This window comes from Leisingera sp. CC-HEC096, from assembly GCF_059429235.1.
The window spans coordinates 63,197-88,750 of the sequence record NZ_JCAIJS010000001.1 but is presented as its reverse complement, the minus strand read 5'-3'; the positions used below and the strand labels follow the sequence as shown (position 1 = coordinate 88,750).

Here is a 25,554-nt window from a genome sequence, read left to right as displayed (position 1 = left end):
GCCCTTTCTGCTCCCCCCCTATAAACAGCAATCCTGTTGCGGACAAAAGAGGCTATCCGATGCGCCTGGCAAAACTGCTGATCGCCCTTGCGGCGGTGTGGAGCCTGTACTGGCCGGCGGCAGCCTGGGGCTTGCGCACAGGGATCGCATCCTGGTTCGCCGAGCAGGAGCGGCAGGGCTGGCAGGCAGAGTTTGCGGGGCTTGAAACGAGCGGTTATCCGCTGCGGCACCTGAACCGCATCCAGCGCCCGGCGCTGGCCGACCCAGGCACCGGTACTGCCTGGCGGGCGGACTGGCTGGAGCTGGAAAACCCGGCTGCCTGGCCCGGTAGGCTGACATTGCGTTTTCCCGCCACGGCGCAGCGGCTTTCGTATTTCGACCGGACTGCGGTGATCACTGCGCAAGGCTTGCAGGCCAGCCTCAACCTGGCGCCGGGCGTGGCGCTGGAGCTGGAGGACATGGCGCTGGTCTCTGCCCCCTGGCGGATCGAGCGCAGCGGCGAGACGGTGCTGAGCGGCGCAGCGCTGGATCTGCGCATGGTGCAAACAGACAGCCCCGAGAGCTACCGGATCACCGCCGAAGCCCGGGAGTTTGCGCCGCGCGCGGCCTGGCGGCGGCTGCTGGCGGCCAGCTCTGCCCTGCCGGAGCGTTTTGATGCGCTGGCGCTGGAGACGACGGTTGCCTTTGACAAGCCTTGGGACCGGTCGGCGCTGGAGCAGCAGCGGCCGCAGCCGCGGCGGATCACCCTGAAACTGGCGGAGGCCCGCTGGGGCGACCTGCGGCTCAAGGCGGCGGGGACGCTGACGGTGGATGAGCGCGGACTGCCGGAAGGCGAGATCGCCTTGCAGGCGGAGAACTGGCGCGGACTTGTTCTGATGGCAGAACGCACCGGCGCCCTGGCGCCTTCCTTGCGCGGCACGGTGGAGCGGGTGCTGGGCCTGCTGGCAGAGGCCGGCGGCAACCCGCGGCATCTTGATATCACGCTGGGTTTCTCGGACGGCTATGTCACGCTCGGCCCGCTGCCCCTGGGACACGCGCCGCGGCTGATCATCCGCTGACAAAGGCCCCGCCTGTCAAGGGCCGTGCAATGGCGGCCCGAAGCAGCCTGCGGACCGTTGAGGCGACCTGGGGCGTGCGAGGCTCTGCCTCGCGCTCCGGGATATTTTCAGCCAGATGGACAAGGGGTCTTTGCTTCAGACCGGCCACGGCAGCGGCAAAGGCTAGCGGCAATAGGTTCCGCCGCGGTGGCGGGCGATATCCAGGTGGAAATGGTCCTTGTGATAGCGGTCGGCCTCGGGCCCCAGCACGGTGCCGAAGGGGCCGCAGGCGGCGCGCCAGATCTTTTTAAGCTTTTTGCGGGTCTTGCGTTTTTTCCAGCCGTGCAGAACGGTGACGGTCTCGCCGCTGGCCAGGGTGAAGCCGGAAATGTCGATCGCCCGGCCCTTACCATGTTCGGAGAGCTTGGCGCCGGGGCGGTTGTTGCGGGTGCGGCAGGCATAGTGGGCGGCGACCCGCAGGCCGACCACCTTGTTGCGGCGCCCGAAGGCGGTTTCCACCTCGCGGTTGATCCAGGTCTTCAATGCCCGCGCGGTGTTGCAGGTCATCAGCGAGGTCTGGCTGAGGCGCACCCCGGCAATCTCGCGCACCCGTACCGCGTCCTTGGCGCCGCAGCCGGGCAGCGCGCCGGTGACATTGCCTGCGCGCTCGCCCTGGATGTCGATATCCCCGCAGACCGAGCCCTTGCGGCGCTGGCGGCGTTTGAACAGCGCCTGCTCTGCCACGCTGTCCGGGCGGGCCTGCGGCAGAAGCGAGGACCCCGGCCCCAGCGCCGGCAACGCCCCGGGCCGGGAAGCGGCGGCGAGCACTTGTTCCGATTGCGGGCGCAGCGCCGGGCGGATGTCCGCAACCGGTGCCGGCGCCTCTAACTGCTGGCTGGCAGGTGCCGGACGCGCAGCGGGCCGGAGCGGTGCTTCCGGAGCCAAGGCCATTGCCGCACTGGCAAAAGCGGCAGCCAGAAGCGTCGCCCCGGCCCGGATCATTTCTTCTGCCCCCGGCCGAAGTCCGGCGCATCGGTGTCCTGGCCAGCTTCGATGATGCCGCGGCGGATGGCGCGGGTGCGGGTGAAGTAATCGTGCAGGTGCTCGCCGTCGCCGGTGCGGATCGCACGCTGCAGGGCAAAGAGCTCCTCCGTGAAGCGGCCGAGGATTTCCAGCGTGGCGTCCTTGTTGGTGAGGAACACGTCGCGCCACATGGTGGGGTCCGAGGCCGCGATACGGGTGAAGTCGCGGAAGCCCGCGGCGGAGTATTTTATCACCTCGCTGTCGGTCACCCGGCGCAGGTCGTCGGCCACGCCCACCATCGTGTAGGCGATCAGGTGCGGTGTGTGCGAGGTGACGGCCAGCACCAGATCGTGGTGGTCGGCGTCCATCTCGTCGACATTGGCGCCCATGCCTTCCCACAGCGCGCGCAGACGGGCGGTGGCCTCCGGGTCAGTGCCTTCAACCGGGACCAGCAGCGACCAGCGGTTGTCGAACAGCTCGGCAAAGCCGGATTCGGGGCCGGAATGCTCAGTCCCGGCCAGCGGGTGAGCGGGCACGAAATGCACGCCCGCGGGGATGTGCGGCTGCACCGCCTCGATCACATGGCGCTTGACCGAGCCCACGTCGGAGACCGTGGCGCCGGGTTTCAGCACCGGTGCGATGTCTTCCATCACCGGGCCCATGGCGCCGACGGGGACGCAGAGCACCACCAGATCGGCGTCCTGCACGGCGTCGCGCGCGCTGTCGCAGACGCGGTCGCACAGGCCGATGCGGCGGGCGGTCTCGCGGGTTTCCGCACTGCGGGCATAGCCGGTGACCTCGCCCGCCAGCCCGGCGCGTTTCATTGCCCAGAACATCGAGGAGGCAATCAGGCCAAGCCCGATCAGCGCGACGCGCCCGTATACTTGGTTGCTCATGCCTGCCCCTCTTTGAATGCCTTCACGCCTTGCGCAATGCGGCGGCAGGAGTCCTCGTCGCCGATGGTGATGCGCAGTGCGGTTGGCAGGTTGTAACCCGCCACCCGGCGCACGATCAGGCCCTGCGCCTGCAGATAAAGATCGCAAGCCTCCGCCTCTGCCTGACTGGAGAAGCGGGCCAGGATGAAGTTGGTGCTGGAGACATCCGAGGGAACGCCGAGTTCGGCCAGTGCATTGGCCAGCCAGGCGCGCCACTTGGCGTTCTCGGACCGGCAATGATCCACATAGTCTGTGTCGCGCACAGAGGCCTCGGCGCCCGCCAGCGCGGTGCTGGAGACGTTGAACGGACCGCGGACCCGGTTCAGCACGCTGATGATCTCCTTGGGGCCGTACCCCCAGCCGATCCGCGCGCCGCCCAGGCCGTAGATCTTGGAGAAGGTGCGGGTCATGAAGACGTTGCTGCGCGCACCGATCACTGCGGCGCCTGCATCAAAACCCTCGACATATTCGGCATAGGCGCCGTCCAGCACCAGCAGCGCGCCATCCGGCAGGCCATCGGCCAGCCGGGCGACCTCGGCTTCGCTGATCATGGTGCCGGTGGGGTTGTTGGGGTTGGCGATGAAGACCAGCTTGGTCCGCTCAGTGCAGCCCGCCAGCAGCGCGTCGACATCGGTGACGCGCTCGCGTTCCTTCACCTCCACCGGGGTTGCCCCGGCGGCCAGCGCGCTGATGCGGTACATGGCAAAGCCGTGTTCGGTATAGAGCACCTCATCCCCCGGGCCGGCGTAAGCCTGGCACAGGAAGGCGATGATCTCGTCGCTGCCGGCGCCGCAGATGATCTGCTCCGGCTCCAGCCCGTGCACCTCGCCGATGGCCTGCCGCAGCGCCGCGTGGTCCGAACTGGGATAGCGGTGCATATTGGCCGCCGCGTCCTGCATCGCCTGGATGGCGCGCGGGCTGGGGCCAAGGGGGTTCTCGTTCGAGGAGAGCTTCACAACATTGCTCACCCCTTTCACATGGGCAGCCCCGCCCTGGTACAGAGCGATGTCCATGATACCGGGCTGCGGTGTGAGTTGGGTCATAATACGGGCTCCTTAATTCCAACCCGTCATAACGGCCCGAACGCTGGCGGGGAAGCACCAAGATGACGCTCCCCCATGCTGCCGCCCCCTCCGGCAGCCTGCCCTGCCCGCAGGACCGCGTTAATGCGCGGCTGCGGTCTTGGGCATTTTGCGCTTGGCCTCGGCCATGATGATTTTCTGGATCTGCTTGCGCAGCTCCATGTCCTTGCGCATCGCCTCATTCGCCTGCTTCTGCATGGTCGATGCAGATTGAGAGCCGTCCGAGCTGGTCAGCACCTCGCCGGCGTATTTGCTGAAGGTCTTGCCGGAAATCTGTTTCGCAATCTCGCCATAGATGGCGTCGCCATGCAGTTTGATGAAATCCTCTGTCGCCTTCACACCGTATTTGGCGATCAGATCCTTCTTCACCACGCCTTCCATTGCCGCAGGCGCCAGCTTGGTCTTGAGGAATTTCTCGGCTGCCGAAGTGAATCCGGAGGAGAATTTGTCCAGCGCCTTGCCTGCGCCTGCGGACATGATGCCTGCGGTCAGGATCTTGGCGATGCTTTCCTTGATCTCCTTGGTGTTCGGCGGGCGGCCCTTTTCGATCAGCGGTTTTGCCAGTCCGATGGTTTCCTTCAGCGCTTCTGTCACCATGGCCTCCCCGGCCTTGGACTTCAGGAACTTCTCGAAGAAGACCTTGACCGCCTTCTTGGGCATCTCGCGGGAAAGCTTGGAGGCCGCGGCCTTGGCCAGGTCATCGGCAAGGCCGGCAGAGAGCTTGGCCGTCAGTTTGCCGCCGGCTGCGCCCGCAAGGCCCGCAATGAAGCTGTCGATGAACACCTTCTTGGCGGCGCCGTCCCAGGTGACCTTGTTGCCTGCCAGGTGCTCCCCCAGCTGGCCGGCGCTGGATTTCAGCGCCTCGGTGCTGGCCGCCGCAACGGCATGGGCCTTGGCGGGCGACATGCCTTTGGTCGCCACAAGACGGGCGGTCATGTAGGTTTCGACCACGGCAAAGGAGACCTCCCGCACCACTTCCAGCTTCCAGACGATGCCGCCGGCGGTGGCGATCCGCTGGTCAATGAATTTCTTGAAAGCCTTGCCGCCGTTGTTATAGGCCTTGGAGGCCTTAACATCTTGTTTGTAGACCTTTTTCCAGTCGGGCTTTTTCTTGGAAACCAACGTTTTCAGAAGGCTCGACTCGGAGCGGGCATTCAGGATCGGGGTCCAGGGCGGATCAGTCTTGTCGTTGACCACGCTGACGGCAAATTCCGTGAGCGCATTCAGGAAGGTTTCATTGCCCTGGCGGGTGTTCTCCACCTCGTTGCAGAAGTCGACCCAGGATTCCGCCTGGCCGTACATCATGTTGGCCTTGGCCAGCAGCTTGCGGCGCAGTTCCTCCTGCCCGGCCTCGAATTCCGCCACGGTGATCAGCTTGGTCTTGCCGTTCTCGACAACCTCCACCCGCTCGATCTTTGTGTCGGCAGCGTGCATCGCGGCCAGCTTGGGCAGGCCTGCGTTCCAGGTCCGCATGCCGGGATCGACGATCCCGTCGGGCTTGCGGAAGCCCAGTTTCTTCTTCTGAAAATCCTTGATCGTCTTGATCAGCCCGGCATCGCATTTGGTGCTGATCTCGACCGAATAGCCGTTTGCCTTGAGCATCAGGCGGACAAGTTCGACATCCGCAGGGGCGTTCTTGACCGGTTTGAATTTGCTTTCGCCAGTTTTTGGGTCCGGTTTGGTGATCCGCTTCTTGTCACCAACAGGGGCGGACAGCTTGAGGGCCATAACTTTGCTCCAACCAATAAAGTACGATTAAAGCGTGCCATGCACCTGTCAGCCCCGTCGCGGGGGATTTGAAATAGACTTTCCCCCTTTAAATGCGGGGGTCCGCTGCCTACATATCACAAGTATGTGAGGTGCTTCCCCGGCACGGGAAAGCACCCATCAGGGCTTGGCCTAGGCCACCAGCGCCTTGAACCGGGCCGTTGCCGGATCCGCATCGTACCGGGCGGAAATCTCCCCTGCCCGAAGCGTCAGATCATTGACGCAATTGATGATGTATTGCGCGGTCTGCTCTTCCATGAGGTATGAGAAGTTGAGCCGCACCCAGCCGGGTTTCTTCATTTCCTGCCCCGCCTGCAGGTCAGCGAACAGGGTTTCCGACTCCGGCTTGCTGATGCCCAGCAGCCGGTGCGCGTAGGGACCAGCGCAGGCGCAGCCGCCGCGGGCCTGGATGCCGTAGACGTCGCTCAGCATCCGGGTGAAGAGCTGCTGGTGCACCGGATTGCCCGCCCCGTCGGTGACCAGGAAGGAGAAGATCGGGAGCCGGTGCGCCTCGCGGTGGCCGAGGATGCGCAGCCGCGGGTTGGCGGACCAGCCGTCCCAGGCCATCTGAGCGAACTGAGCTTCGCGCGCCTCGATCTGCTCCTGCCCCACAGCTTCCTTGACCAGAAACGCCAGCGCCGCGCGGATATCGCCGATCACATTCGGGGTCCCGGCCTCCTCGCGGGCCGCCAGGTCCCGGCTGTATTCATGCCGCCAAGGGGAAACAAAGCTGACTGTTCCCCCTCCCGGCCAGGAGGGGCAGCGGCGGCGCACAGCGGCTGTGTTGACGATCAGCACGCCCGAGGCGCCCGGGCCGCCTGGGAACTTGTGCGGCGAGACCACGACCGCATCCTTGCGCGCCGCGCCGCCCGCGCCCATGTCGACCGGCAGGTAGGGGCCGCCGCCGGCGTAATCCCAGACCGCCAGCGCATCGTGCGCGTGCAGCAGGCGGCTGACGGGATCGGGATCGGTCACGATGCCTGTCACGTTGGAGGCGGCGGAGAAGCTGCCGATTTTCAGGTCGCTGTCCGCGTGCTGCCTCAAGGCCAGTTCCAGCACTGCCAGATCCGGGCCGCCCTCCGCCGCTTCGGGGATTTCGACCACCTGCGCCTTGCTCTCGCGCCAGGGCAGGATGTTGGAGTGATGTTCATAGGGGCCGATGAAGACAACCGGGCGGGTGGCCTCGTTCACGCCGAACAGGCTGACCAGCCGGTTGAGGCCCGCGGTAGCGCCCGATCCGGTGAAGATCACCGCATCCTCCGCGGTGGCGCCAGTGATGCGGGCAATCTCGCTGCGCGCCTCGCGGCGCATGCAGGTCATCTGGGTGCCGCAATAGGACGCCTCAGTATGGGAGTTGGCGTAGAAAGGCAGTACCTGCTCTGCCACAAACTCCTCCACCTGGCACAGTGCCCGGCCGGACGCGACGTAGTCCGCATAGACCAGCGGCACCTCGCCATCGAGGCCGGGGATCATCACCCCGTCGCCGATCACGCTGCGGCCAAGGGTTCCGTCCAAAGCCGCCTGCCGGATTAATTGTTTGAATGCTGCCAGGGTCATGCTGCGCCTCCGAAGTCTGTTGAGGCATTGTGAACGGCAATCTGCGAGGTAACTTTATCAATTACTGAGTGGATTGCAGTATTTTTGTGTCATATGATCCATCAATGAGTAAAACAGCCGATCATTTAGACCGCGCCATACTTCGGGCGCTGCAACAGGACGCCAGCCTGTCCCAACGGGAGCTGGCGGACCAGGTTGGGCTGTCGCAGAACGCCTGCTGGCGGCGGCTGAAGGCGCTGAACGAGAGCGGGCTGCTGAAGGGTTCCACCGCGCGGCTGGACCGCAAGCAGCTGGGGCTGGATCTGGTGGTGTTTGTGCTGCTGCGCACCCGGCACCACTCAGCCGACTGGCTGCAAAAGTTCCGCCGCCATGTGCTGACCATCCCCGAGGTGGTGGATTTCCACCGCATCGGCGGCGACTACGATTATCAGCTCAAGGTGGTAACGCAGGACATGGCGAGCTACGACAAGGTCTATCAGCGGCTGATCTCAGGTGTCGAGCTGGACAGCGTGACCTCCTATTTCGCGATGGAGGCCATTGCCGAAGGGCGCCCGCTGCCCTTGTGATGAAGCGGGCACAAGGCTGGCCCGCTTCCTGTTGTCAAAGGCTGTCAGTGCGCGAAGGCGCTGTCCTTCATCCATTTGGGGCGCTTGCCGTCCGGCCCCATGCGCATATGCAGGCAGGCGGTGCCAAGGCGCTGGAAATAGAGGATGTCGACAGGATACCAGCCGGCAGAGGGCACTTCGACCTGGGTCATGATGGTGCTGTCGCAGGACTGGCGGCCGTCGAATTCGCCCACGATCTGACCGCCGATATTGGCACGCAGCCCATCATTGGTCAGGAAATCGATATTGTGGACACCGGGCTGGTCCAGCTTCACGTATCCGGTGATCCGGGCCACCACATGCATCGGACGCTTGGAGGTCAGCGTGTTTTGCCCCTCCTCCGTGTCGCGGTTGTCCAGCCCGGCAATGGGGCGGCCCCGCTCGCTGCCGACCTTCAGCGCCGAAGACGCTTCTGCCAGGGTCTTCACATCCTGGGGATAGGCGTAGACCACGGAAAGCCCCGGCTGGAGACCGGAAGGCTGCGGATCCGCAGGGGTGAGTTTCAGCGGCGCGGCGCCAGCGGCAGAGGCCATGACCGTCAGTGCGATAGCAGCGGCCTTCATCATGTTCTTCATCTGTCACTCCCTAATGTTTCTCATAGGATAGTGGCAGGACGCGCGCAGGGCTACCGGCTTTTCCTGCGGCGGCAAAGGCCCGTGCAAAACGAAAAAGGGCTGCCCCTGAGGACAGCCCTTCCGCCGGATGCCCCAAGGGCAGCAGGCTTAGTTCTTGGCGTAGAATTCGACGACCAGGTTCGGTTCCATCACAACCGGGTACGGCACATCGCCCAGAGCCGGGGTGCGCACGAAGGTTGCGGTCATCTTGGAGTGGTCGGCTTCGATGTAATCCGGCACATCGCGCTCAGCCAGCTGAGTTGCTTCCAGCAGGGCAACCATTTGCTTGGACTTGTCGCGGACTTCGATCACGTCGCCCTCTTTCACGCGGTAGGAGGGGATGTTCACGCGCTTGCCGTTCACCAGGACGTGGCCGTGGTTCACGAACTGACGGGCTGCAAAGACGGTTGCAACGAACTTGGCGCGGTAAACAACCGCGTCCAGGCGGCGCTCCAGCAGGCCGATCAGGTTTTCACCGGTGTCGCCGGTCACACGCACGGCTTCGCCGTAGATGCGGCGGAACTGCTTTTCGGTCAGGTCGCCGTAGTAGCCTTTCAGCTTCTGCTTGGCGCGCAGCTGGATGCCGAAGTCGGACAGCTTGCCCTTGCGGCGCTGGCCGTGCTGGCCCGGGCCGTAGTCGCGGCGGTTGACCGGGGACTTCGGACGGCCCCAGATGTTTTCGCCCATGCGGCGGTCGATTTTGTACTTGGCAGACGTGCGTTTGGTCACGGCTGATCTCCTTCATAAATGGCATTGCAGCGTTTCCGAAAACCGGTTCCCGCCTTTCGGGCTGCAATCGCGTCTGCCACTGCGCCGTCTGTGGTCACCTGTTCCAGGAGCACCTGCAACAATCGAAGGGCGTTGTCCTCTTGCTCCGCATCCAGGATCCGGGCATGACAGGCATCCCCTTGCGGGGGCCACCAACACCAATGAAGCCGCGCTTATATAGGGGGACGGGGCAGAGTCAACATGGCCCGGCAAGGTTAGGCGTGAAAATCTGCACCTGCGGCGGAGGCCCGGCCGCGAAATAGCGCCCCGGCCCGGCCGGGTAAAGGCTCAGGCGGCCTCGTGGCCGAGAATCGCCGCCTCAGAGGCGCTGAGATTGCGGCGGGCCGCGGCGCCGTAGGACAGCGGGTTGTGCTCCAGCTCAGGCTGCAGTCCGAACAGCCGCGCCCTGTCTGCGCCGTTCAGTGCGGTCAGCGATGCATTCGACGGATGGAAGCTTTCGGTCTCCACCCCGTTGGCCCAGAGCACCTGATGGCTGGCCAGCATCAGGTGAATATAGGTGACTTCCCGCACCGAGGCATCGGGCAGGATCGTTCGGCCGTTGACCAGATCGCCAGCCGCCACCAGCACTTCGGGCGTGTTGAACAGGTCCCGCACCCGGTCGCCGCGCAGCAGCATCCGGTGATCGGGAGAAACCAGCAGCTCCCGTTCCGGGCGGTCGATGCCCAAGGCCCCTGCATGAATGCGGATCGGACGCAGCCGCGGCATCACGTACAGCCGGGCCCCGGTAATCCGGCGCGAACCGATCCACAGGATGTCCTGTGCGCCGTTGTCGCGCGTCTGCACCTTTTCGCCCTCGCGCAGCTGCTCCACAGGTTTCGGGCCGGCGGGTGTGGCAATGAGGGTCCCCGGAGTAAAGCAGACCACCCCGGTTTCGCCCTGGGGCCGGTCTTCACGGAGGGTGTCCAGCGAATGATGCACCACCCAAAGGTCGGCTCCGCGCGGCGGCAGCTCATCGACGAACATCAGGAGCGGACGCTGGCCCGGGCCGACCTCGATCAGGGTGACGGTGAAGCTCTGCACGCCATTGGTCACAGCAAAGCTTCTGTCCATCAGCGGATCATCAGCCTCGACCGCCGCCACATCGGTCCGGTTCTGCACCGCGGCCCCGACCAGCCTGCGCACAGTCCTTGCCGCCCGGCGGCGCATCTCTACCTTGCCGTTTGCCCCATCCAGCCGCAACAGCCCTGCCGGCCCGTCCACCCGCACAGCGTCGCCGTGCCAGGACCAGGCCGCGCCCACATCCAGAGCGTCCACCGGCGCGGCCGGAAGGCCGTCGATCTCGGTTTGCGACCAGGAAACAACAAACGTGCCACGAAAGCCCGTTTTCATCTGCCTGTATGCCCGCTTCACTTCATTATTTTTTACGAAACATTAACCAAGCACCCTGATGCAGGAAACAACAGGACCATAAAATGCTTGTGAACGTGCCCTTTACGCACCATTCCTCATGCAGTTGAAGTTGCCGTAAGGGAACTCAATCATCGGGGAAAGAACCCGCGATTGTTTACAATGGCTGAACAATGCCGTGCCTCAGGGCATCGGATTATAGCTGGCCCGCAAAGCATCGGCGGCCTGGCGCACCACATCCGCGACCTGCGTCAGCCGCCGCGCCAGCGGGTTGCTGCGGCGCCAGATCATGCCGATGGTGCGCGCAGGCTGCGGATCGCGGAAGCGCGCTACAGAGACCACCGCCGAGCGGGTTTCAACCGGGACCGCCATTTCGGGAATGAGCGTGACGCCAATACCGGCGCTGACCATCTGAACCAGGGTCGACAGGGAGCTTCCGTCCAAAAGCTCGCGCGGGGCCGCTGACTGCATATTGCAAAACGACAGTGCCTGATCACGGAAGCAGTGCCCCTCCTCCAGCAGCAGGAGCCGCATTTCGCGCAAGCCCTCCGGACCCGGCACCGGCTTGCCGCTGTCCTCCCCCGGGCGCACCAGCACGAAATCCTCGGAGAACAGCGGCACTTCCTCAAACGCAGGCTCAGAGACCGGCAGCGCCACGATGGCGGTGTCCAGACGCCCCTCCCCCAGCTCTTTCAGCAGTTTGGGGGTCACGGTTTCGCGCACCCGGATGTCGGCCTCCGGGTACTGGCGTGTCAGCGTGCCGACAATGGAGGGCAGCAGATAAGGCGCGATGGTGGGAATCACCCCGATCCGCAGCCGCCCTGCCAGACCGTCACGGGAGGCGCGGGCCAGCTCGCCCAGCTCATCCACCGAGCGCAGGATGCCGCGCACCCGCAAGGCCAGATCCTCGCCAAAGCTGGTCAGGCGCACCTGGCGCGCCCCGCGCTCCACCAGCTGCACCCCCAGCACATCCTCCAATTCCTTGATCTGAACCGACAAAGCCGGCTGAGACACCGCGCAGGTCTCTGCCGCGCGGCCGAAATGGCGGTGCTGGGCCAGCGCCTCGAAATAGCGCATCTGGCGGAGGGTCACGTTTATCATAGGTTTTGATTATCACTGCGATGAATAAATGCAACTTAATCCAATGGATTTCCTCTGCTAGCCTCATTTCACGAAGACAGGGAAAACCGGCAGCAGCTTTGCCGCGCTTGCATCCTCAAGGCGTGGTCAGGGCTGCGCCCGAGTTTCAAGCTGCCGCATAGGCCCCAGGACGCTTCTGCCGCGTAGCACGTCAATAACTGCAGCCACGATCGGAGACAAAAATGGACGGAAATACCCCCCAAGGACAATGCCCGGTGTTTCATGGCGCTGCCGCATCCGGCGGCACCACCAACAAGCATTGGTGGCCGAACCTGCTGAACCTGAAGGTTCTGCACCAGCATTCGCCTGCGTCGAACCCGATGGGCGCTGATTTCAACTATGCCGAAGAATTCAAGAAGCTGAACCTGAAGGCGGTGAAGCAGGACCTGTATGCCCTGATGACCGACAGCCAGGACTGGTGGCCTGCGGACTATGGCCATTACGGGCCGCTGTTCATCCGCATGGCCTGGCACAGTGCCGGCACCTACCGCACGGCGGACGGGCGCGGCGGCGGCGGCACCGGCAGCCAGCGGTTTGCACCGCTGAACAGCTGGCCGGACAATGGCAACCTCGACAAGGCGCGCCGCCTGCTGTGGCCGATCAAGCAGAAATACGGCAATCGGATCTCCTGGGGGGATCTGATGATCCTGGCCGGCAACTGCGCCATTGAATCGATGGGCGGCCCGGTGTTCGGCTTTGGCGGCGGCCGCGCGGACGTGTGGGAGCCGGAGGAAGACGTCTATTGGGGGTCTGAAACCGAATGGCTGGCCACCAGCGACCAGCCCAACAGCCGTTATTCCGGCGAGCGCGACCTGGCCAATCCGCTGGCGGCGGTGCAGATGGGACTGATCTACGTGAACCCCGAAGGCCCTGACGGCAACCCGGACCCGGTCGCGTCGGGCAAGGATGTGCGCGAGACGTTCTCCCGCATGGGGATGAATGACGAGGAGACCGTGGCACTGGTTGCGGGCGGCCATACCTTCGGCAAGGCGCATGGCGCAGGCGATCCGGAGCTTGTCAGCACCGAGCCGGAAGGCGCAGAGATCGAGCATATGGGGCTTGGCTGGCTGAATTCGCACGGCACCGGCAACGCGGCTGACACCACCACCTCGGGCATTGAGGGCGCCTGGAAGCCCAACCCGACCAACTGGGACATGGGCTATTTCGATGTGCTGTTCGGCTATGAGTGGAAACTGGTCAAAAGCCCGGCCGGTGCCAACCAGTGGCAGGCGCAGGACGTGAAGCCTGAGCATATGGTCGTGGATGCCCATGACCCCAGCAAGAAACACGCGCCGATGATGACCACCGCAGATATGTCGATGCGGATGGACCCGGAGTATGAAAAGATCTCGCGCGATTTCCACGCCAACCCGGAGAAATTTGCCGACGCCTTTGCGCGCGCCTGGTTCAAGCTGTGCCACCGCGACATGGGGCCCAAGGCGCGCTATCTGGGCGATGAGGTTCCGGCGGAGGATCTGATCTGGCAGGACCCGGTGCCGGCGGTGGATCACCCGCTGGTGGACGATGGCGACGTGGCGGACCTCAAGGCCAAAGTGCTCGCCTCCGGGCTTTCGGTGCCGGAGCTGGTCTCCACCGCCTGGGCCTCGGCCTCGACCTTCCGCGGTTCCGACATGCGCGGCGGCGCCAATGGCGCGCGTATCCGGCTGGAACCGCAGAAGGACTGGGAGGTGAACGAGCCCCAGAAGCTGGCCAAGGTGCTGAAGGTTCTGGAGGGCATCCAGAGTGACTTCAACGGCAGTGCATCCGGCGGCAAGAAAATCTCGATGGCCGATCTGATCGTGCTGGCAGGCGGTGCCGGCGTTGAGAAGGCCGCCAAGGCTGCAGGGCATTCCATCGAAGTTCCCTTCACCCCTGGCCGCACCGACGCCAGTCAGGAGCAGACCGACGTCGAAGGCTTTGCTGTTCTGGAGCCGGAGGCCGATGGCTTCCGCAACTACCAGAAAGCGGACTACAGCATTCCGGCCGAGAAGATGCTGGTGGACCGGGCGCAGCTCCTGACCCTCAGCGCGCCGGAAATGACCGCGCTGATCGGCGGTCTGCGGGTGCTGGGCGCCAACCACGGCGGCTCGGCGCACGGGGTGTTCACGGATCGAACTGGGACGCTCAGCACCGATTTCTTCACAAACATCCTGGACATGGGCGTGCAGTGGAAGCCGGGTGACGACGGCACCTATGAGGGCCGCGACCGTGCCAGCGGCGAGGTGAAATGGACTGCCACCCGCGCCGATCTGGTGTTCGGCTCCAACTCGCAGCTGCGGGCGCTGGCTGAGGTTTATGCGCAGGATGACTCCGCCGGAATGTTCGTGCAGGACTTTGTTGATGCTTGGACCAAGGTGATGAACGCCGATCGGTTTGATCTGGCGGCATAATAGGCACCCAGCATAGTAAAGCGGCGTTCCGGGAAACCGGGGCGCCATTTTTGTTGCTGAATTGAGAAAAAAGCGGGGGGGCAGCGCCTGACCCTGGGTGGGTGCTGAAGCGCCCTCCCGTGGGGAGGGTCGGGCGGAACGGCAGTTACTCAGGCGCGGAAGCGCCCTGCCCCAGCTCAATCACACGGGTATCAGCGGTGTAATCCGACTCGATAATCAGGATCGCCAGCAGCCCGATCATCGCCAGCGGCGGCAGAAGGATCGCATAGATCAGCGCCAGCCGCTCCCAGGCCATATGCATGAAAACAGCAATGATCAGCCCGGCCTTCAAAGTCATGAAAATCAGGATCAGGCTCCAGCGCAGCAGCCCTTGCAGCTGCGCATAATCCACCCAGTAAGACGCGGCGCTGAGGATGAACAGCAAAACCCAGACCACGAAATAAAGCTTGATCGGATGCTGCTGCCCCTCTTCATGGGCGATGCTGCCAGTGTCCATTGCTTGCGGTGAATCTGTCATGGCGGCCCCCTACCACAGATAGAAGAATGCAAAGATGAAGACCCAGACCAGGTCGACGAAGTGCCAGTAGAGACCCATGATCTCAACCGCCTCGTAATCGCCGTTGCCCTGTGACATCCAGCTGCGCTGGTCGCGGTCGAATTCACCGCGCCAGACCTTGAGGGCGACGATGATCAGGAAGATCACCCCGATGGTCACATGGGTGCCGTGAAAGCCGGTGATCATGAAGAAGCTGGCGCCGAATTGCTCCGCCCCCCAAGGGTTGCCCCAGGGGCGCACGCCTTCGGAAATCAGCTTGGACCACTCAAACGCCTGCATCCCCACAAACGCCGCGCCCAGCGCCGCGGTCGCCAGCATCAGTGCGGCGGTCGCCTTGCGCGCCTTGCGGTAGGCGCAGTTCACCGCCATCGCCATGGTGCCGGAGGAGGAGATCAGCACGAAGGTCATGATCGCAATCAGGATCAGCGGCAGATCCTGGCCGCCGATATGCAGGGCAAAGACCTCGCTGGCGTTGGGCCATTCCACGGTGGTGGAGTTGCGGGCGTTCAGATAGGCGACCAGGAAGCAGGCAAAGATAAACGTGTCGCTGAGCAGCAGGATCCACATCATCGCCTTGCCCCAGGAGACCTTCTTGAACACCCGCTGGTCCGAGCCCCAGTCGGCAGCAAACCCGCTGTGACCCTGTTGCAGCAGTGTCTGGTCCTGGCCTTGAAGCGGATGCTCCATCAGTTTCCCTCCTTCAGCTTACGGCCGCGCGGCAAAGCGCCAGAAAGGCGTTGCCCCAGCCCTGCAGCAGCGCAAACAGCATCAGCCAGAAGGCCAGCAGCACGTGCCAGTACAGCGCGCAGAGCCGGACGCCCGGCAGCAGCGCCTTGACGTCCCCGCCCCCGGCGTGGCGCAGGCAGATTGCCGCAAGCGCAATAATGCCGCCCAGCACATGCAGCCCGTGCAGGCCGGTGATCAGATAGAAAAAGCTCGCCGCCGGGGGGCCGTCCAGCGGGTAGCCGTCCGCGGTCAGCGCGATCCACACCTGCGCCTGCCCCGCCAGGAAGGCGAGCGTGGCGATGCTGGCGGCGATCAGGCTGGCGCGCAGCCAGCGCGTGGTGCCCGCCCGCGCGGAGATCACCACAAACTGCAGGAAGAAACTGGCCAGCAGCAGCAGCACGGTGTTCAGCCAGACCCGCCCGGGCAGCGGCACCAGATCCCACGGGGTTTCTTCGATCTGCATGACAAAGGCACTGCCCAGCATGGCAAACAGCCCGCCGGCCACCGCCAGGAAAACGGCAATGAAGATGAATCCCGGCGCCTTCCCCGGGCCATGCCCCGCCAGGGGGGCAATGCCGGTCTCCAGCCAGGGTTTAGAGGCCAGGTGCTGCTGCGACAGCCACAGGCCCGCGGCCAGGGCGACCAGCGCCAGGAAGGCAAGGATGACCGTCACAGCCGCCTCCCCTCGCCGTCCGGCACCCAGGGATCGTTCTGGGCGACATAATCCTTGGGCGCGCCGGGCACGCTGTAGTCATAGGCCCAGCGGTAGACGTTGGGCAGCTCATCCCCCCAGTTGCCATGCCGCGGCGGTGTTTCCGGCGTCTGCCATTCCAGCGAGGTGGCGCGCCAGGGGTTGCCGCCTGCTGCAAGACCGTGGCGCAGGCTCCAGAAGATGTTGAACAGGAACAGCACCTGTACCGCGCCGACAATCAGCGCGGCGGAGGAGATGAAGGCGTTGAGGCCATCGACCGGCGCGGTCAGGAATTCCGGCTCGCCAATCTCGAAATACCGGCGCGGCACGCCGACCAGGCCCACGTAGTGCATCGGAAAGAACACCGCATAGGCGCCGATGAAGGTGACCCAGAAATGGATCTGGCCCATCGCCTCGTTCAGCATCCGCCCGGTCATTTTGGGATACCAGTGATAGATTGCGCCAAAGATCACCATGATCGGCGCCACCCCCATCACCATGTGGAAATGCGCGACCACGAACATGGTGTCGCTGAGCGGCACATCGACCACCACATTGCCCAGGAACAGCCCCGTCAGGCCGCCGTTCACGAAGGTCACGATGAAACCCAGCGCGAACAGCATCGGCAGGGTCAGGTGGATGTCCCCCTTCCACAGGGTCAGGATCCAGTTGTAGACCTTGATCGCGGTCGGGATGGCGATGATCAGCGTGGTGGTGGCAAAGAAAAAGCCGAACCACGGGTGCATGCCGGAGACATACATATGGTGCGCCCAGACGATGAAGCTGAGCGCGCCGATGATCACGATGGCCCAGACCATCATCCGGTAGCCGAACACGTTCTTGCGCGCGTGCACCGCGATCAGGTCGGAGACGATGCCAAAGGCGGGCAGCGCCACGATATAGACTTCGGGGTGGCCGAAGAACCAGAACAGGTGCTGGAAGGCAATCGGGCTGCCGCCGCCGTAGCTGAGCTTCTCTCCCAGCTCCACCAGCGTTGGCATGAAAAACGACGTGCCCAGGAGCCGGTCAAACAGCATCATCACGCAGGCCACGAACAGCGCCGGGAAGGCCAGCAGCGCCATCACCGTGGCGGTGAAGATGCCCCAGACCGTCAGCGGCAGCCGCATCATCGTCATGCCGCGGGTGCGGGCCTGCAGCACGGTGACGGCATAGTTCAGCCCGCCCATGGTGAAGCCGATGATGAACAGGATCAGCGAGACCAGCATCAGGATGATGCCGCTCTGCGCGCCGCCGGGTGTGCCCGACAGCACCGCTTGCGGCGGGTACAGCGTCCAGCCGGCGCCGGTCGGGCCGCCGGGGACGAAAAAGCTGGCAACCAGCACCAGCACGGCCAGCAGGTAGACCCAGTAGCTGAGCATGTTGACGAAAGGAAACACCATATCCCGCGCGCCGACCATCAGCGGGATCAGGTAATTGCCGAAGCCGCCGAGGAATATCGCGGTCAGCAGGTAGATCACCATGATCATCCCATGCATGGTGACGAACTGGTAATAGGCCTCGGGCGTGATGAAGTCGAAGGTACCGGGGAAGCCCAGTTGCAGCCGCATCAGCCAGGACATCACCAGGGCCACCAGCCCGATGGCCACGGCGGTGCCGGAATACTGAATGGCGATGTATTTGGCGTCCTGCGAGAAGACGTACTTGCCGATCCAGCTGTGCGCATGCGGCGGCATCACATCGGCAACTTCGCGCGGCGGCAGATTGCTGTCCGGGTCTGGCAAGATGTCGGTCATTACAGGACTCCATCGCAGTTGCGTTCCGCCCGGCTGAAGGCCGGGCACTGCCCGGCCGCCCCGTCAAACCGGAGGTTTGCCTCCGGCAATACGGAGCGGGCACTTCGTTTCCGCCCGCAGCCGGGCACTGCCCTTACCGTTCTGCCAGTCTGGTCGCGGGTTCAGCTGCCGCGCGGGCGTAGTCTTCAAAGGTCAGCTGCTCCTGCAGCCATTCCTGGTATTCCTCCGCCTCCACCACGGTCACATAGCCGCGCATGAAGGAATGCGCGGTGCCGCAGTACTCGGCGCAGAGCACCTCGAAATTGCCGGTACGGGTGGGGGTAAACCAGATGTAGGTGACCATGCCCGGCACCATGTCCATCTTGGCTCGGAATTCGGGCACGTAGAAATTGTGCAAGACGTCGATCGAACGCAGCAGCAGCTTCACCGGCTGATCCACCGCCAGGTAGACCTCGCCGCCCTCGACAATGACGTCGTCCTTGCCGAACCGGTCATGCGGGTTGACACCCAGAGGGTTCTCGCCGCTCACCCATTCCGCATCCGCAGTGCCCAGCACCCCGTCGGCGCCCGGCAGCCGGTAGGCCCAGTTCCACTGCTGGCCGAACACCTCCAGCTCGCTGGCCTCTTCCGGCACGGTGACGAATTGCTTCCACACGAACAGCCCCGGAACCAGCATCGCCGCCACACCCAAGGCGGTCACCGCGGTCAGCCACGATTCCAAGCGCTTGTTTTCCGGGTCGAATTCCGCCTTGTGCCCTGGCCGGTGCCGGAATTTCCAGACGCAATAGGCCGTGAACAGGATCACCGCGGCAAACACGGCGCCGGTGATCCAGAAGGTTATGACCAGCGTGTTGTCGATATAGTCCCAATTCGACGCGATCGGCGTCCACCACCACGGACTGTACAGATGGAACGCGACAGACCCCGCCACGATCAGCACAAGCACGACCGCAATCAGCATCCCGCCCCCTTTCCCCGCTGCCCGGGCACTCCCAAGGCCCGGCAGGCAGGTTCATTCGGCATGAGATGCCAGTATACGGCGATTTCACAAATTAATCCAGAAAGCGGAGTTTATGCTCCGTGGAGCCCCCGAAAGTTGCCGATTTCACGTAATTCGCCAGATGCAGCAAAAGCGGCTGGCCAAGGGGAGGCCACCGCTCCCGCCGGGCCACCAGAGACGGAAAAGGGGCCGAAGGGATTTCTCCCTCCGGCCCCTGCACCGCCCGGCTGGACGGCTAAAGTGTTTTATTCGGCAGGCGCGCGTTCTGCCGCCTTCTCGCGCTGACCGTCACGGAACAGCGCTTTGGCCAGCGAGATGCACATCAGGCCCATGACCATGGTGAAGGGCAGCGCGCCGATGATCATCGCGCTTTTCAGCGCTTCCATCGGGTCTGCGCCGCCGTTGGTCTTGCCCGCGAACAGCAGGGTACCGATGACAGCGGTCAGGATCAGGCCCCAGACGATCTTGTGCTTGTTGCCGATGTTCTGGTCGCCGCCGGACATGATGGTGTTCATCACCAGGATGCCGGAGTCGGCCGATGTGACCAGGAAGGTCATGATCAGCACCACGCACATGATGGTGATGCCGGACAGCAGCCCGCCGTCGATCATGCTCTGCAGGGTCACGAACAGCTTGGCGGTGTTGGATGCACCGATGATCGCGCCTTCTGCCGCACCGTTCAGTTCCAGGTCGATGGCCGTGCCGCCCAGGATGGTCATCCAGGCAAAGCAGACCAGCGCCGGAGCGAACACACAGCCGATGATGAACTCACGCACCGAGCGGCCGCGGGAAATGCGCGCCAGGAACAGGCCGACGAAGGGCGAGAACGCGATCCACCAGGCCCAGTAGAAAGTGGTCCAGCCTGCCTGCCAGCCGAACTGGCGCTGCGGTTCACCGGCTGCATAGGCTGCCGACAGAACGTCGTCGGACAGGGCAGCGGCTTCGCCTTCGAGACCGGACTTGAAGCCATCGAACGAACCCCAGGCGTTGGTGGCACCGCCGCGCAGCGCATCGGCGTAAGGTGCTGCCTCAGCCGGCAGCGCTGCCGAGAACTCAGCTGCGCTTTGCGGACCAAAGGCGCCGAAGCTCAGCGAAGTGAAGTGCAGGATGTAGTCCACGAAGGCCGACGCATAGGTGCTCATTGCAAACACGAAGGAGCCGAAGACCACAAAGGTCAGCAGCAGGATGATCGACAGAACCAGATTCAGGTTCGACAGATACTTCACGCCGCGGCCCACGCCGGACACTGCGGAGATGATCGACAGGCCCATGATCGCAAACAGGCCGGACAGCAGGCCAACGGTGCCCGGTGCAGGCGCGTCGCCGCTCATGTCCATCATCCACTCCATGCCGGTGATGGCATAGACGCCGTCCACGAACTGCGACACGCCAAAGCCGATGGTGACCGACACGCCCAGGATGGTGGCGACAACGCCCAGAACGTCAACGACGTGGCCCAGGAAACCGTTCATCAGCTTGCCGAACAGCGGCGTCAGCGCGGTGCGGATGGTCAGCGGCATGCCGCGGGTGTAGGCGTAATAGGCCAGCGACAGGCCGGTCACCACATAGATCGCCCAGGCATGAAAGCCGTAGTGCAGGAACGTGTAGCGGAAGCCGGACTGGATGGCCGCTTCGGTGTTCGCAGCGACCTCCTGCGACAGCACCACAGGGTTGGAACCCCACAGGCCCAGCGGCTCAGCGGTGGCGAAAACCATCAGACCGACGCCCAGACCGGCGCCGAACATCATCGAGAACCAGGAGAAGTCCGAGAACTCCTTCTGTTCGCCCGGGGCCCCCATGATCCGCTTACCGGTTTGCGGCAATGCGGCGACCACAAACAGGAAAAAGGCAAAGAAGCCGACGATGACGATGTAGAAGGCGTTGAAGTCCTCCAGGATCCGCCAGTTCAGGCTGCCCAGCACGCCGGTGGCGTTTGCCGGCCACACCAGGGCCCAGAGCACCAGCGCGACCATGATGCCTTTGCTGAGCAAGGCGATCTCGACGCTGTGGCCCTCGTAGAAGCCGCCGTTGGAGGTCTTAATCTCCAAATCGGTAAAAGGTTGCTTAATTGACATGCGTTTCCTCCCGTTTCGCACGTGCCGCACCGGGGTGCGGGGTATCCGGCGGGTTGCGGTCCCGCCGGGGGGTGGCGTCAGCCCAAGAGAGCTTTGATCCTGTCCAGCGTTGCCACGCTGACCGCGACGCCTTGGTCACGGGCCTTGATCCGCTTGCCGCGGCGCCCGTCGCCCGGCACATGTGCGCCAGGCTGCCCTCGCACCGCTTCCACGATTCCGACCATTCCGGCACGAAATGTGTCATTTGAGGTCGCAGCAGGGTCGATTGCGATAAACATTTGGCCGGTTTTCGGCGGACCGCCTGCGGTGCCGGAGAACGGCGAGGCGTTGATGCCCAGGGTCGCCCCGGTCAGTGCGGCGGCCATGATCTCGGTCAGCAGGGCCACGCTGACGCCCTTGTAGCCGCCCGACGGCGCCATCGAGCCCTTGAGGCCCGCGTCCGGGTCGGTGGTCGGGTTGCCGTCTGCATCCAGCGCCCAGCCCAGCGGGATCTCCTTGCCTTCGCGGGCGTGTTTCATCACTTCGCTTTTGGCGATGGTGCTGGCGCTCTGGTCGATCAGCAGTTCCGGCTCACCGTCTTCGCCCGGCACCGCGACCGAGAACGGGTTGGTGCCGACAACCGGCTTGGCTCCGCCCGAGGGCGCAATCGAGGCCGGTGCATTGGTAAAGCCCAGCCCCACCAGCCCGGCGCGGGCCAGGCGGGCAGTGTGGTAGCCCAGAACGCCGCAGTTGTAGCTGTTTCGGATCGCCAGGACCGCAATGCCCTGCTCGCGGGCCGCCGGGATCAGCGCCTCAAAGCCTGCGTCGATGGCCGGATGCGCAAAGCCGGTGGCCGCGTCGACGGAAATGACGCCGGGACGCGGGCGGGACAGCGAAGGCGACGCCTGCCCGTCCACCTTGCCGCATTGCACATGCTCGGCATAGATCGGGATATAGGCAAGGCCATGGCTGGCCACGCCGTCCGCCTCGGTTGCCGCAGTGGCGACAGCCAAAGGCCGCGCATTCGCCTCTGACGTGCCAGCCGCCACAAGAGCGCGGAAGGACAGGTCCTCGATTTCGGCGAGGGTCAGGGTTTGGGTTTCGGTCATTTCGATGCCTTCTCAGTCGTTGTCCGACAGCCCGGCGCCGGCGCCCAGCAGACGCGACTCCTCGGTGGCCGGAGCGTAGGTTTTATGGGCAAAGCGGTTTAGCACGGCCCAGGCCGCCTCCTCCGGTTCGGCGCGGGTGTGGGTTGGGTTTGCGTTTGCAAGGCTGCCCGCGGCGCGGATAGTCAGCGCACCGGAGGTTTCCGGCAGCGTGCCTTCAATGTGCAGGCCGCTGCCGTCGGTGACGGCCTGAAAGCCCTCGCCTTCGACGGTAACGCAAGCGCCAAGCTGGCGGGCGGCCATCGCTGCAAAGGGCAGGATCATCGCAGGCCGGGTAACAGGCCCCATCTTCCGCGGTGTGTCCTGCAGCCGTGCGGCGCAATCCGACAGGGCCGCGCCGGTCGCCAGCGGGCATAGCGGTGCGGCGGCCAGCCAGTCCCCCTCCAGGTCTTGGGGCACGTGAGCGTTCCGTTCGGATGCGTAGCCGGCCTCCAGCAGACCGGCCAGAACAGCCGCGCCGTCCAGCCCTTGCGCGCACAGCCAGCGGGTGGCCTTGGCGGCCTCCTCGGCCAGCCCCCAGTCATAGCCGGCGCCGCGGGCGGCGCGTTTGGCGGTGGCTTCCACTTCGTTCAGCGCATAGCTCATTTGTCTGCCTCCGGGTACACCCACAAGTCCGCGTTGGCGGTGGTCAGGTCTTCGGGGTAAGGCGCGCCCGCATACATGCAGATCCGAACCCAGCGGTCGGAGCGCGGGTCGAAATGCGTGGCGCCGAAGAACGACAGCTTGGCCCGCAGCATGTCGACCGGCAGCACCCGGTCGCTGATGGTGTTGCTGCGGATCTCGCCGTAGGGTGCCACCCGGCTCATCTGTGCCCGGCGCACCGTGTGACGGTGTTCCGGGTGGCGCAGCAGGAAGGCCGCAACTGGGTCCTGCCCGTCCCACTCAGCCAGCGCTGCATAAGCCAAGGCAGCATCGCGGGCGGGCGCAAGCGGCTGCTCGTAATTGGCGATCGGCTCGTCGAACCGCTCGCCCATGCGCGGTTCCAGCTTCTCCTCCGAGACGTACCAGGCCCGGGCGCAGTTTTCGCGCGCACTCCAGTCCAGCTCCAGCGCCCAGCCAAAGCTGTCCCCGATCAGCTCCCGCACTTGTGCAACCGGCATCGCGCCGTCGATCACAAAGGCTTCCTTGTTACTGTCAGCCATGCAGTCGGACAGCCCGTCCACCAGCTCCGCATAAGGCTCCAGGATCAGCGAGGCCGCCAGTTCCTGCCCTTCCAGGCCCAGCGCGGTCTCGCTCCAGCGGATCAGACGGTCCCAGGGGCGGTCGTTGAGCAGATCATCTGCCGCCACCCAGGCCGCCAAAAGGTCTAGGTCCTTGCGCAGGCTGGCCAGCTTTTGAATCTGCACCGGGTGTTCGGAGCGCCAGCGCGCCGCCGACAATTCGCTCCGCCGCAGCATCCGGCGGAAACAGGCGGCTTCCTCAGCCGAGGCGGTCTCGACCGAGCGCACCCGGGCAATCGCCTCCTCCCGCGCCATGATCCAGTTGTTGAACAGCACCGGGTGATTGACGATGTAGGGCGCCATGCCAAGGCCGGTGGAATTGCCGATCCCCAGCCGAAGCGCGGTTTCCGGCGCCAGCCGCACGGCGTTTTCTCCACCCTTGGCGCGGGCCATATGCTCCACCAAATCGCGGACAAAGACGCGGGTCAGGTAGACCGACAGCATCTCTGCCTGGAACGGCGCGCTGAGTTCGGGGCGGTCTGCAATCGCCTCCCGGTCGGCAGCCCCCAGCTTGCCGGAGCCGTAAACGGCAGTCGTGCGCATCAGGTAGCCGACGGCGTCCACCTGTTCCGGGTCCGGCTGCTGGCCCTGCGACAGCGCATCGACGAAATGCGCCCACAGGCGCACAGAACGGTTGGCGCGGGAGACCGACAGGGATTTCTCGTTGACCCGGCCGGCCTCCTGATAGGGCACGTTTTTGGACAGCCGCTCGATGTCGGCCTCCGTTGGAACCCCGTCGAACAGGGTGAAGGTCGCATCCCAAGCGGTGGCGATCACCCGGTCCGACCGCATCTCCGGCGGCAGATCGTGGGCAAAGGCAACCAGGGAATAGGTCCGCGCAGGGCCGGTGGCGGTGTAGACCGCAACGCCGATGCCCTTGCCGTCGATATCGAACTTGGGGCGCGCAAAGCTCCAGTTTTCCCGGGCCATGCGGCGTGTCAGCACCCGCATGAAGCTGAGGCGGCACTGATGCAGGGAGCCGAGCCGGCTGAGGCGCATCACCTGTGCCGGATCCCGTCGTGAAATCGTTGTCTGCGCGGTTGTTTCCATGACCTATCCCTTTGGGCCAAAGTTTTCGGCAAAGAACCGGTACCAGTTCCCGCCCATGATGCCGCTGACCTCGTCATCGTTCATGCCCGTCGCGCGAAGGCCCTCTTCGATGTTTCCAAAGTCGCGGTTGTTGTTGAACCAGCCAGGCATTTCCGGGAAGCCCGGAGCGGCGGCTGATCCTTCACCGTAGTCGATTTCCTTGGTCCAGCGGCCGACGCGCATCCACTCGACAACGCTGTCCGGCTGGTCCTGGCAGAGGTCGGTGCCGATGCCGAGATGCTCCACCCCGTATTTCTCTGCGGTGCGTGCAATCATCTCGCAGAAGCTTTGCAGGGTGCAGTCCGATTTATCCTTGAGGTGGTGCGGATAGACCGAGAAGCCCAGCATGCCGCCGTGGCCGGTCACCGCGCGGATCACATCATCCTTCTTGTTGCGCAGCGCGGGCGACCACTCATGCGGGTTGGCATGGGTGATGGCGATGGGGCGGGTGGAAATCTCCGCGGCCTCGATGGTGGACCGGTCGGCGGAATGGCTCATGTCCACGACAAGGCCCACCCGGTTCATCTCCTTGATCACCTGCTTGCCCATGCGGGTGATGCCCATGTCCTCGGCCTCGTAACAGCCGGTCGCCAGCAGCGACTGGTTGTTATAGGTGAGCTGCATGAAGCGGGCACCAAGGGTGTGCAGGATTTCGATCAGGCCGATGTCGTCCTCCATCGGCGAGGGGTTCTGGAAGCCGAAGAACACCGCGGTGCGGCCGGTTTCGCGGGCCTTGTCGATGTCAGAGGCCCATTGCCCCTTCATGATCAGGTCCGGGTATTGCTCGAACCAGCGGTTCCACTTCTCGAAGTTCAGAACCGTCTCGCGGAAGTTCTCGTGATAGGCAATGGTGACATGGATCGCGTCCACGTTGCCCTCGCGCAGCTGGCGGAAGATCTTTTCCGACCAGTTGGCATATTGCAGGCAGTCGATACGGTATCCGGTCATTCAAGCACCTCGGTTTTCAAAGTCACACGCCCGGCCTTCAGGCAGCGGGCAGAAAGCGCCCGCC

22 protein-coding genes are annotated in these 25,554 nt (G+C 64.3%); 3 read left to right on the top strand and 19 right to left on the bottom strand.

Annotation, left to right across the window (positions count from 1 at the left end; all coding sequences use genetic code 11):
• Nucleotides 1-59 precede the first annotated feature (59 nt).
• Nucleotides 60-1,058: a DUF2125 domain-containing protein gene (locus tag AC5STI_RS00385; protein ID WP_495445184.1), complete on the top strand. Its 999-nt coding sequence runs from the start codon at nucleotides 60-62 to the stop codon at nucleotides 1,056-1,058.
• Between the two features lie 162 nt (nucleotides 1,059-1,220).
• Here AC5STI_RS00385 and AC5STI_RS00380 read toward each other — a convergent pair whose 3' ends face one another.
• From AC5STI_RS00380 to AC5STI_RS00360, 5 genes are all read right to left on the bottom strand, one after another.
• A complete protein-coding gene (locus AC5STI_RS00380; protein ID WP_495445183.1) occupies nucleotides 1,221-2,039 on the bottom strand; it encodes an extensin-like domain-containing protein in 819 nt (272 codons plus the stop codon).
• Nucleotides 2,036-2,956, bottom strand: coding sequence for a prephenate/arogenate dehydrogenase family protein (locus tag AC5STI_RS00375; protein WP_490398219.1), 921 nt, complete (start codon nucleotides 2,954-2,956; stop codon nucleotides 2,036-2,038). The genes AC5STI_RS00380 and AC5STI_RS00375 overlap by 4 nt, the downstream gene beginning before the upstream one ends.
• The gene (gene hisC, locus AC5STI_RS00370; RefSeq protein WP_495445182.1) at nucleotides 2,953-4,038 is read right to left on the bottom strand and encodes a histidinol-phosphate transaminase; all 1,086 of its coding nucleotides are present in this window, start codon (nucleotides 4,036-4,038) and stop codon (nucleotides 2,953-2,955) included. Before hisC ends, AC5STI_RS00375 begins: the two co-directional genes overlap by 4 nt.
• Before the next feature lie 120 nt (nucleotides 4,039-4,158).
• Nucleotides 4,159-5,805, bottom strand: coding sequence for a peptidoglycan-binding protein (locus tag AC5STI_RS00365; RefSeq protein ID WP_495445181.1), 1,647 nt, complete (start codon nucleotides 5,803-5,805; stop codon nucleotides 4,159-4,161).
• 171 nt (nucleotides 5,806-5,976) lie between these two features.
• Entirely contained in the window at nucleotides 5,977-7,401 is a 1,425-nt protein-coding gene (locus AC5STI_RS00360; RefSeq protein WP_495445180.1) for an aminotransferase class V-fold PLP-dependent enzyme, read from the bottom strand.
• A gap of 104 nt (nucleotides 7,402-7,505) precedes the next feature.
• On the opposite strand from AC5STI_RS00360, the gene AC5STI_RS00355 reads away from it, so the two are divergent.
• Nucleotides 7,506-7,967: an Lrp/AsnC family transcriptional regulator gene (locus AC5STI_RS00355; protein WP_495445179.1), complete on the top strand. Its 462-nt coding sequence runs from the start codon at nucleotides 7,506-7,508 to the stop codon at nucleotides 7,965-7,967.
• Between the two features lie 44 nt (nucleotides 7,968-8,011).
• On the opposite strand, the gene AC5STI_RS00350 is transcribed toward AC5STI_RS00355, so the two are convergent.
• The 4 genes from AC5STI_RS00350 to AC5STI_RS00335 all read right to left on the bottom strand — a co-directional run bounded on the left by AC5STI_RS00350 (nucleotide 8,012) and on the right by AC5STI_RS00335 (nucleotide 11,857).
• Entirely contained in the window at nucleotides 8,012-8,581 is a 570-nt protein-coding gene (locus AC5STI_RS00350) for a PA14 domain-containing protein (protein ID WP_490398224.1), read from the bottom strand.
• Nucleotides 8,582-8,728: 147 nt separating this feature from the next.
• Nucleotides 8,729-9,349, bottom strand: a complete 621-nt coding sequence (rpsD, locus tag AC5STI_RS00345; RefSeq protein ID WP_475050541.1) for a 30S ribosomal protein S4 — start codon at nucleotides 9,347-9,349, stop codon at nucleotides 8,729-8,731.
• Between the two features lie 327 nt (nucleotides 9,350-9,676).
• Complete coding sequence (locus AC5STI_RS00340; RefSeq protein ID WP_495445178.1) at nucleotides 9,677-10,738, bottom strand: Hint domain-containing protein; 1,062 nt, start codon at nucleotides 10,736-10,738, stop codon at nucleotides 9,677-9,679.
• Nucleotides 10,739-10,939: 201 nt separating this feature from the next.
• Complete coding sequence (locus tag AC5STI_RS00335; RefSeq protein ID WP_495445177.1) at nucleotides 10,940-11,857, bottom strand: LysR substrate-binding domain-containing protein; 918 nt, start codon at nucleotides 11,855-11,857, stop codon at nucleotides 10,940-10,942.
• A 221-nt stretch (nucleotides 11,858-12,078) separates the two neighbouring features.
• Between AC5STI_RS00335 and katG the strand changes: the two genes are divergently transcribed.
• The gene (gene katG / locus AC5STI_RS00330) at nucleotides 12,079-14,286 is read left to right on the top strand and encodes a catalase/peroxidase HPI (RefSeq protein ID WP_495445176.1); all 2,208 of its coding nucleotides are present in this window, start codon (nucleotides 12,079-12,081) and stop codon (nucleotides 14,284-14,286) included.
• A gap of 145 nt (nucleotides 14,287-14,431) precedes the next feature.
• On the opposite strand, the gene AC5STI_RS00325 is transcribed toward katG, so the two are convergent.
• The 10 genes from AC5STI_RS00325 to AC5STI_RS00280 all read right to left on the bottom strand — a co-directional run bounded on the left by AC5STI_RS00325 (nucleotide 14,432) and on the right by AC5STI_RS00280 (nucleotide 25,490).
• Entirely contained in the window at nucleotides 14,432-14,803 is a 372-nt protein-coding gene (locus AC5STI_RS00325; RefSeq protein ID WP_495445175.1) for a cytochrome C oxidase subunit IV family protein, read from the bottom strand.
• Between the two features lie 9 nt (nucleotides 14,804-14,812).
• Nucleotides 14,813-15,529 carry a heme-copper oxidase subunit III family protein gene (locus AC5STI_RS00320; RefSeq protein WP_475050531.1) on the bottom strand — a complete coding sequence of 239 codons (717 nt, stop codon included), beginning with the start codon at nucleotides 15,527-15,529 and terminating at the stop codon, nucleotides 14,813-14,815.
• A gap of 13 nt (nucleotides 15,530-15,542) precedes the next feature.
• Nucleotides 15,543-16,241 carry a cytochrome c oxidase subunit 3 gene (locus AC5STI_RS00315; protein ID WP_495445174.1) on the bottom strand — a complete coding sequence of 233 codons (699 nt, stop codon included), beginning with the start codon at nucleotides 16,239-16,241 and terminating at the stop codon, nucleotides 15,543-15,545.
• The gene (locus AC5STI_RS00310) at nucleotides 16,238-18,013 is read right to left on the bottom strand and encodes a cbb3-type cytochrome c oxidase subunit I (RefSeq protein ID WP_490398229.1); all 1,776 of its coding nucleotides are present in this window, start codon (nucleotides 18,011-18,013) and stop codon (nucleotides 16,238-16,240) included. The genes AC5STI_RS00315 and AC5STI_RS00310 overlap by 4 nt, the downstream gene beginning before the upstream one ends.
• Nucleotides 18,014-18,146: 133 nt before the next feature.
• Nucleotides 18,147-18,974 carry a cytochrome c oxidase subunit II gene (locus AC5STI_RS00305; protein WP_495445173.1) on the bottom strand — a complete coding sequence of 276 codons (828 nt, stop codon included), beginning with the start codon at nucleotides 18,972-18,974 and terminating at the stop codon, nucleotides 18,147-18,149.
• 284 nt (nucleotides 18,975-19,258) lie between these two features.
• Nucleotides 19,259-21,088 carry a BCCT family transporter gene (locus tag AC5STI_RS00300; protein WP_495445172.1) on the bottom strand — a complete coding sequence of 610 codons (1,830 nt, stop codon included), beginning with the start codon at nucleotides 21,086-21,088 and terminating at the stop codon, nucleotides 19,259-19,261.
• 77 nt (nucleotides 21,089-21,165) lie between these two features.
• The gene (locus tag AC5STI_RS00295) at nucleotides 21,166-22,176 is read right to left on the bottom strand and encodes an Ldh family oxidoreductase (protein WP_495445171.1); all 1,011 of its coding nucleotides are present in this window, start codon (nucleotides 22,174-22,176) and stop codon (nucleotides 21,166-21,168) included.
• A 12-nt stretch (nucleotides 22,177-22,188) separates the two neighbouring features.
• Nucleotides 22,189-22,818 carry a DUF3726 domain-containing protein gene (locus AC5STI_RS00290; RefSeq protein WP_475050520.1) on the bottom strand — a complete coding sequence of 210 codons (630 nt, stop codon included), beginning with the start codon at nucleotides 22,816-22,818 and terminating at the stop codon, nucleotides 22,189-22,191.
• Entirely contained in the window at nucleotides 22,815-24,503 is a 1,689-nt protein-coding gene (locus AC5STI_RS00285; RefSeq protein ID WP_495445170.1) for a hypothetical protein, read from the bottom strand. The genes AC5STI_RS00290 and AC5STI_RS00285 overlap by 4 nt, the downstream gene beginning before the upstream one ends.
• Nucleotides 24,504-24,506: 3 nt before the next feature.
• Nucleotides 24,507-25,490: a membrane dipeptidase gene (locus AC5STI_RS00280; protein ID WP_495445169.1), complete on the bottom strand. Its 984-nt coding sequence runs from the start codon at nucleotides 25,488-25,490 to the stop codon at nucleotides 24,507-24,509.
• Between the last annotated feature and the right edge of the window lie 64 nt (nucleotides 25,491-25,554).